Origin of the sequence: Streptococcus sp. (genome assembly GCF_019414905.1) — a bacterium.
In the GTDB taxonomy this organism is placed as follows: Bacteria; Bacillota; Bacilli; order Lactobacillales; family Streptococcaceae; genus Streptococcus.
The window spans coordinates 1-8019 of sequence record NZ_DXLC01000189.1 but is presented as its reverse complement, the minus strand read 5'-3'; the positions used below and the strand labels follow the sequence as shown (position 1 = coordinate 8019).

Below are 8019 nucleotides of genomic sequence, written 5' to 3'. Positions count from 1 at the left end.
CCCATGAGGGCACGGTTGGAGTCATCGTTTTCCAAGAAAGGAATACATGCCGTCGCAACGGCAACTACCTGTTTTGGTGATACGTCCATATAGTCAACAACATTAGCTGGATACTCTTGGTTGACCCCTTGGTGACGTCCCATGACAACTTTTTCAGCAAATGTTCCATCTTCATTCAGACGAGAATTAGCCTGCGCTACAGTATATTCATCTTCTTCATCGGCTGTCAACCAAACGATTTCATTCGTAACAACACCTGTTTCACGGTCAACTTTACGGTATGGTGTTTGAACAAAACCATATTTGTTCAAGTGTCCGTATGATGACAAGTTATTGATCAAACCGATGTTAGGTCCTTCAGGTGTCTCGATTGGACACATACGTCCATAGTGAGTGTAGTGCACGTCACGGACTTCATATCCAGCGCGGTCACGTGTCAAACCACCAGGTCCTAAGGCTGACAAACGGCGTTTGTGAGACAACTCAGAAAGTGGGTTGTGTTGGTCCATGAACTGTGACAACTGTGATGAACCAAAGAATTCTTTAACAGCAGCTGTTACAGGACGGATATTGATAATTTGTTGTGGTGTCAAGACTTCGTTGTCCTGAACAGACATACGTTCACGGACATTACGTTCCATACGAGAAAGTCCAAGACGTACTTGGTTAGCAAGCAATTCACCAACCGCACGGATACGACGGTTTCCAAGGTGGTCGATATCATCTACGCGGCCAAGTCCTTCAGCCAAGTTGAGGAAGTAGCTCATCTCAGCAAGGATATCTGCAGGAGTGACGATACGAACCTTGTCATCTGGATTAGCATTACCAATGATGGTTACGACGCGGTCTGGATCAGTTGGTGCAACAACCTTGAATTTTTGAAGAACAACTGGCTCAGTCACAACGGCTGCATCATTTGGAATGTAGACAATCTTGTTCAAATCACCATCCAAATGGCTTTCAATACTTTCAATCACGCTACGAGTCATGATTGTACCAGCTTCTACCAAGATTTCTCCAGTTTCAGGGTCTACCAATGGCTCTGCAATGGTTTGGTTGAGCAAACGTGTTTTGACATTGAGTTTTTTATTGATCTTGTAACGACCAACTGCTGCTAAGTCATAGCGACGTGGATCAAAGAAACGAGCCACAAGCAAGCTACGTGAGCTTTCAGCAGTCTTAGGCTCACCTGGACGAAGGCGTTCGTAAATTTCTTTCAAAGCTTCGTCGGTACGAGAGTCCATTGGGTTCTTGTGGATATCTTTTTCAACAGTGTTGCGAACCAATTCGCTGTCACCAAAGATATCAAAGATTTCATCATCACCTGAGAAACCAAGGGCACGAACCAAGGTTGTAAATGGAATCTTACGAGTACGGTCGATACGAGTGTAGGCGATGTCTTTTGAGTCGCTTTCAAGTTCCAACCAAGCTCCACGGTTAGGGATAACAGTTGAACCGTAGCCCACTTTACCGTTTTTGTCTACTTTATCATTAAAGTAAACACCTGGTGAGCGGACCAACTGAGATACGATGATACGTTCACCACCATTGATGATGAAGGTACCCATTTCTGTCATGATTGGGAAATCACCAAAGAAAACTTCTTGGGTTTTAATTTCGCCTGTTTCTTTATTGATCAAGCGGAAGGTTACAAAAATTGGTGCTGAGTAGCTAGCATCATGGATACGAGCTTCTTCTAGCGTGTATTTTGGTTCTTTGATTTCATATCCAACAAATTCCAACTCCATTGTGTCTGTGAAGTTTGAAATTGGCAATACATCTTCAAATACTTCCTTAAGACCGTGGTCTAGGAAAGCTTTGAATGAATCAGTTTGAATTTCAATCAAATTTGGTAAGTCAAGAACTTCTTTGATTCTTGAAAAACTACGACGGGTACGATGTTTCCCGTATTGAACGTCATGTCCTGCCAAGATGATTCTCCTTTGTAAATAAGTTCCAAGCCTTGTCAATCAGGCTTTTCTAATCGTCATATGGTTGTAAAACCCTTATCACCGTGTCCTCTTGATGAATTTTCAGAATCTTTAAGTCTTTGTTACAAGTACTCAAAATCCTGAAAAAAAGCACAAAAAGAGCAGCTAAATCTGACTTTTTCAGAAGATTTAACTGCTGTGAGTCTTATCTGGACAATATTTCAGACAAAACCTACGACAAATGATTACTCATATTATACCCTATTTAGCTAGATTTTTCAAGGGGATTAACGATTTTTTGACAAAATCTTTTCCTATAAAAAATTAAATTCAACTATTGATTTACGAAGTCCATTTTCAGCCCAATTATCTACGAAGAATATAGTAAATTACAGTTATCCTATTTTATCTTAGCCTGTTTTTCTTGACTTTAGTTGGTTTTTCTTTTAATATATATGTATAAATATATAAGGAGGTTTATTATGAATATTTTGCTTTCTGAAACAGAACAAAATCTGCTAGTGTTACTGGAAGAACTAACCAAACACCATGATTGGTTAGAAATTCCTGTCTTGGCTGAGAAGCTGAATTTTTCAACCGAAGAATTGCAAGAACACCTTTTTAAACTTGAGCAATTATTTCCTAACCTCTTTATTCGATCAGCAAAAGAAGGTATTCAGTTGCAGTTTGAAGCCCGAAACTCTTTAGATCCTAGAATTGCTATCTTTGAACAATCTGAAGTCTACTCTTTTTTGAACTGTCTATTTTTCAAAGAGGAAGACTCACTTGACCAAATATGTCAGGCACTTTCAGCTAATCCAGAGCAGATTGAGGAAATCATCCATCGTCTAAACAGACTCCTCCCACAACACTATGGCATCAACATCCAACTTTCTCCTTTAGTCTTGGAGGGAGCAGAAGAAGACATTCGCGCCTTTTATCTGGACTACTTTAGCCAAAGTTACAGCTTTCTTGATTGGCCCTTCTCTTCTATTTCCGAAGAGTATTTGACTGATTTGATTCAGTTATTTTTGAAGGCCCAACAAGTGTCACTCAACCTCAGCAGTCTACGACAAATCAAATATACCCTAGCTATCAATATGGAGCGTTTTAAAAGGAAACACTTTATTGAAAATCCTACTCCCCTTTTAACCAGCCACTACAGCTCTCTCATGCAAATTCCGCAGTTCGAACAAGATATCAAAAAACTGGCTAAAAAACTCCATTTTGAACCTACAAAAGAAGCACTGGAACAGCTATTTTCAACCCCAGTAAAGTTGCCTCAAATCACAAATAAACCTTGTAATAAAGCGATAGGAGACATTCATCAGATTCAAAAATCCTATCGTTTATTGAGTCAAATTTTAGAAGAATTATCTAAAGAATTTCACCTACAGATTGCAAATCGCGAAGAATTGATTTGGCTCCTCCACTACACTGCCCAATCTGATTTTCTCCACCCACTTAGCAACAAATCTCTTGAAAAGCAAAAGTCTCTGCTTTTAACCAATTACCAAAAAGAATTTCCAAAACTATTTGAAGTAAGTAAAAGTAAATTTCAGACGTATCTAGCTGAGATTGGTCTAGAGAGTCACCCAAGTAAACTACAAGAGCTAGTTTATGCCTTTTCTATCCAAGGACAACGCATTTTAGTCCAATTACTTCAAAAACTTCCCAAAATTCGTGTTTTGGTCATTAGTCATCTAGATAGTGAGCACGCACAAAACCTAATTGACACCCTTGCCCACTACGGTAACAATCTCTATCTATTTGATCCTTGGGAAAAGTCCAGTATCTCTTCCTCAATCTTCCATCAAATTCCACACGATATTGTGATCACCACCTTCTCTGTTTCCAATTGTCCGAAACCCATTATTTGTAGTCGGAATCTTTCTACTGCAGAACTATTTCACCACCTCCACCTTTTGGGTTCACAAATTCATAAAGAAAGACTAGCTTAGTCGTAACAGAAAACCTGTTGCGATTTTTCTTTTGTTTTAATTTTAAGAAAACGCTTGCATATTGTTTTACTACATGCTATACTGATATAGAAATTTATTGATTGGAGAATCATTATGAGAAAAACACCAGCTCAAACTGAGAAAAAAATGGTCTACAGCATCCGTTCCCTCAAAAATGGAACTGGTTCTGTCCTTATTGGAGCAAGCCTTGTCCTACTTGCTATGGCTACGCCAACTATCTCAGCCAACGAAAGTACACCAACCACTAACGCAAGTAATAGTGAAACTACTACTGCCCTTGCCCAACCTCTTACTGATGCAACAAACATCGCTGGCAAGAACGAAAGCGATTTTTCTTCACCTGAAAGTGCAAACGCTTCCCTAGAGAAAAAAGAAGAAAAAACTGAAACAGAGCCAACAACTCCTGTTGCAAGCCCAGCCGATTCAGCACCACAAACTGGACAAGATCGTTCAAGTGAGACAACTACTTCCACTAGTCCAGTAACGACTGAAACTAAGGCAGAAGAGCCAATCGAAGACAACTACTTCCGTATCCATGTCAAAAAACTTCCTGAAGAAAACAAGGATGCTCAAGGACTATGGACTTGGGACGATGTTGAAAAACCTTCTGAAAATTGGCCAAACGGAGCCCTGTCCTTTAAGGATGCCAAAAAAGATGACTACGGCTATTACCTAGATGTCAAATTAAAGGGAGAACAAGCCAAGAAAATTAGCTTCCTCATCAATAATACAGCTGGAAAAAATCTAACCGGCGATAAATCGGCCGAAAAACTAGTTCCAAAAATGAACGAGGCTTGGTTAGACCAAGATTACAAGGTTTTCTCTTACGAGCCACAACCTGCAGGGACTGTTCGTGTCAACTACTACCGTACAGATGGCAACTATGACAAGAAATCTCTTTGGTACTGGGGAGATGTAAAAAATCCAAGTAGCGCTCAATGGCCTGACGGAACAGACTTTACAGCTACAGGCAAATATGGTCGCTATATCGACATTCCTCTTAAGGATGCCGCCAAAGAATTCGGCTTTTTATTACTAGATGAGAGCAAAAAAGGAGACGACGTGAAAATCCGTAAAGAAGATTATAAATTTACAGATTTGAAAAATCATAGCCAAATTTTCCTAAAAGACGATGATGAATCGATTTACACAAATCCATACTATGTCCATGATATCCGTATGACAGGTGCCCAACATGTAGGAACTTCTAGCATTGAAAGTAGTTTTTCAACACTAGTCGGTGCCAAAAAAGAAGATATCCTCAAGCACTCCAACATCACTAATCACCTAGGAAACAAAGTAACTATCACCGATGTTGCAATCGATGAAGCTGGTAAGAAAGTGACTTACAGCGGAGATTTCTCAGATACAAAACATCCATATACTGTTAGCTACAATTCCGACCAATTCACTACCAAAACAAGCTGGCGCCTGAAAGATGAGACTTACAGCTATGATGGCAAACTGGGAGCTGACCTAAAAGAAGAAGGAAAACAAGTTGATTTGACCCTCTGGTCACCAAGTGCTGATAAGGTTTCTGTTGTTGTCTACGACAAGAATGACCCTGAAAAAGTGGTTGGAACTGTCGCTCTTGAAAAAGGGGAAAGAGGAACTTGGAAACAAACTCTAGATAGCACAAACAAACTCGGAATCACTGATTTCACTGGCTACTATTATCAATACCAAATCGAGCGTCAAGGTAAAACTGTTCTTGCACTCGATCCTTACGCTAAATCTCTCGCTGCTTGGAATAGTGACGATGCTAAGATTGACGATGCCCATAAAGTGGCTAAAGCTGCCTTTGTAAATCCAGCCAAACTAGGACCTCAAGACTTAACTTATGGTAAGATTCACAACTTCAAGACTCGTGAAGATGCTGTTATCTACGAAGCTCATGTGCGTGACTTCACTTCAGATCCTGCCATTGCAAAAGACTTAACCAAACCATTTGGTACCTTTGAAGCCTTTATTGAAAAACTAGACTATCTCAAAGACTTAGGTGTGACCCACATCCAGCTCCTTCCAGTCTTGTCTTACTACTTTGTCAATGAATTGAAGAACCACGAACGCTTATCTGACTATGCTTCAAGCAACAGCAACTACAACTGGGGATATGACCCTCAAAACTACTTCTCATTGACTGGTATGTACTCAAGCGATCCTAAAAATCCAGAAAAACGAATCGCAGAGTTTAAAAACCTCATCAATGAGATCCACAAACGTGGCATGGGAGCTATCCTGGACGTAGTATATAACCATACAGCCAAAGTCGATATCTTTGAAGACCTAGAGCCAAACTACTACCACTTTATGGATGCTGACGGAACACCTCGAACTAGCTTTGGTGGTGGACGTTTGGGGACAACTCACCATATGACCAAACGCCTCCTAGTTGATTCCATCAAATATCTAGTTGATACCTACAAAGTAGATGGATTCCGCTTCGATATGATGGGAGACCATGATGCGGCTTCTATCGAAGAAGCTTACAAGGCTGCACGCGCCCTCAATCCTAACCTCATCATGCTGGGTGAAGGTTGGAGAACCTATGCTGGTGATGAAAATATGCCTACTAGAGCTGCTGACCAAGATTGGATGAAACATACCGATACTGTCGCTGTCTTCTCAGATGACATCCGTAACAACCTCAAGTCTGGTTATCCAAATGAAGGTCAACCTGCCTTTATCACAGGTGGCAAGCGTGATATCAACACTATCTTCAAAAATCTGATTGCTCAACCAACCAACTTTGAAGCAGACAGTCCTGGAGATGTGATTCAATACATCGCAGCCCATGATAACTTGACCCTCTTTGACATCATCGCTCAGTCTATTAAAAAAGACCCAAGCAAGGCCGAGAACTATGCTGAAATCCACCGTCGTTTGCGACTTGGAAATCTCATGGTCTTGACAGCTCAAGGAACTCCATTTATCCACTCTGGTCAGGAATACGGACGTACCAAACAATTCCGTGACCCAGCCTACAAGACTCCAGTAGCAGAGGACAAACAACCAAACAAATCTCACTTGTTGCGTGATAAGGACGGCAACCCGTTTGACTATCCTTACTTCATCCATGATTCTTACGATTCGAGTGATGCTATTAACAAGTTTGACTGGACTAAGGCTACAGATGGAAAAGCATATCCTGAAAATGTCAAGAGCCGTGACTACATGAAAGGTCTGATTGCCCTTCGTCAATCTACAGATGCCTTCCGACTTAAGAGTCTTCAAGATATCAAAGATCGTGTCCACCTCATCACTGTGCCAGGCCAAAATGGTGTAGAAAAAGAGGACGTAGTGATTGGCTACCAAATCACTGCTCCAAATGGGGATATCTACGCAGTCTTTGTCAATGCGGATGAAAAAGCTCGCGAATTTAACTTGGGAACTGCCTTTGCCCACCTCAGAAATGCTGAAGTTTTAGCAGATGAAAACCAAGCAGGGCCAGTCGGAATTGCCAACCCTCAAGGACTTGAATGGACTGAAAAAGGCTTGAAATTGAATGCCCTTACAGCTACTGTTCTTCGAGTCTCTCAAAGCCGTCCAGCTATGGAAGATAAACCAAAATCTGACCTTCCGAATTCTAGACAAGAACAAGGTCAAGGTCAAGAGCACAGTACAAGCGATATTCCAAACCGATCAAACAAACCTGAACATCAAAATCCAGATCCAGCTCCACAAGCTAAACCTGATTCTACTAAACCAAATGAAAATATAGCTGATACAGAAGATAAACCTAGCCAAGCTACAACTGATTCACAAACTACACAAGTTTCACAACCAGCACAAGAAGCACAACCATCATCTGTAAGTGAAGCTATTCAAAACGGAGCTGTAGAAAACTCTAGCAAGGAAAATATACCTGCAACCCCAGCTAAACAAGCTGAACTTCCAAATACAGGAACCAAAAATGATCACAAACTCCTGTTTGCAGGAATTAGTCTCCTTGCCCTTCTAGGTCTCGGTTTCTTGCTAAAAAACAAAAAAGAGAACTAAACTTGCCCTCCTATAGAAAAATCCCCCACGTGTTAAAAATTATCAACACGTGGGGGATTATTTTTTGTACAATATTTGTGGTTATAATACATTTGATTAGGATTTTC

At 40.7% G+C, this 8019-nt stretch carries 2 protein-coding genes and 1 pseudogene; 2 read left to right on the top strand and 1 reads right to left on the bottom strand.

The features are described from left to right. Window positions 1-1931 (bottom strand): annotated as a pseudogene (locus QZ359_RS05705) (DNA-directed RNA polymerase subunit beta); the annotation flags it as partial. A 482-nt stretch (window positions 1932-2413) separates the two neighbouring features. Between QZ359_RS05705 and QZ359_RS05700 the strand changes: the two are divergent. Both QZ359_RS05700 and QZ359_RS05695 read left to right on the top strand, forming a co-directional pair. Continuing rightward, window positions 2414-3892 carry a M protein trans-acting positive regulator PRD domain-containing protein gene (locus QZ359_RS05700; protein WP_293963955.1) on the top strand — a complete coding sequence of 493 codons (1479 nt, stop codon included), beginning with the start codon at window positions 2414-2416 and terminating at the stop codon, window positions 3890-3892. Window positions 3893-4006: 114 nt separating this feature from the next. Further along, complete coding sequence (locus QZ359_RS05695) at window positions 4007-7912, top strand: pullulanase (protein WP_293963954.1); 3906 nt, start codon at window positions 4007-4009, stop codon at window positions 7910-7912. Window positions 7913-8019 lie beyond the last annotated feature (107 nt).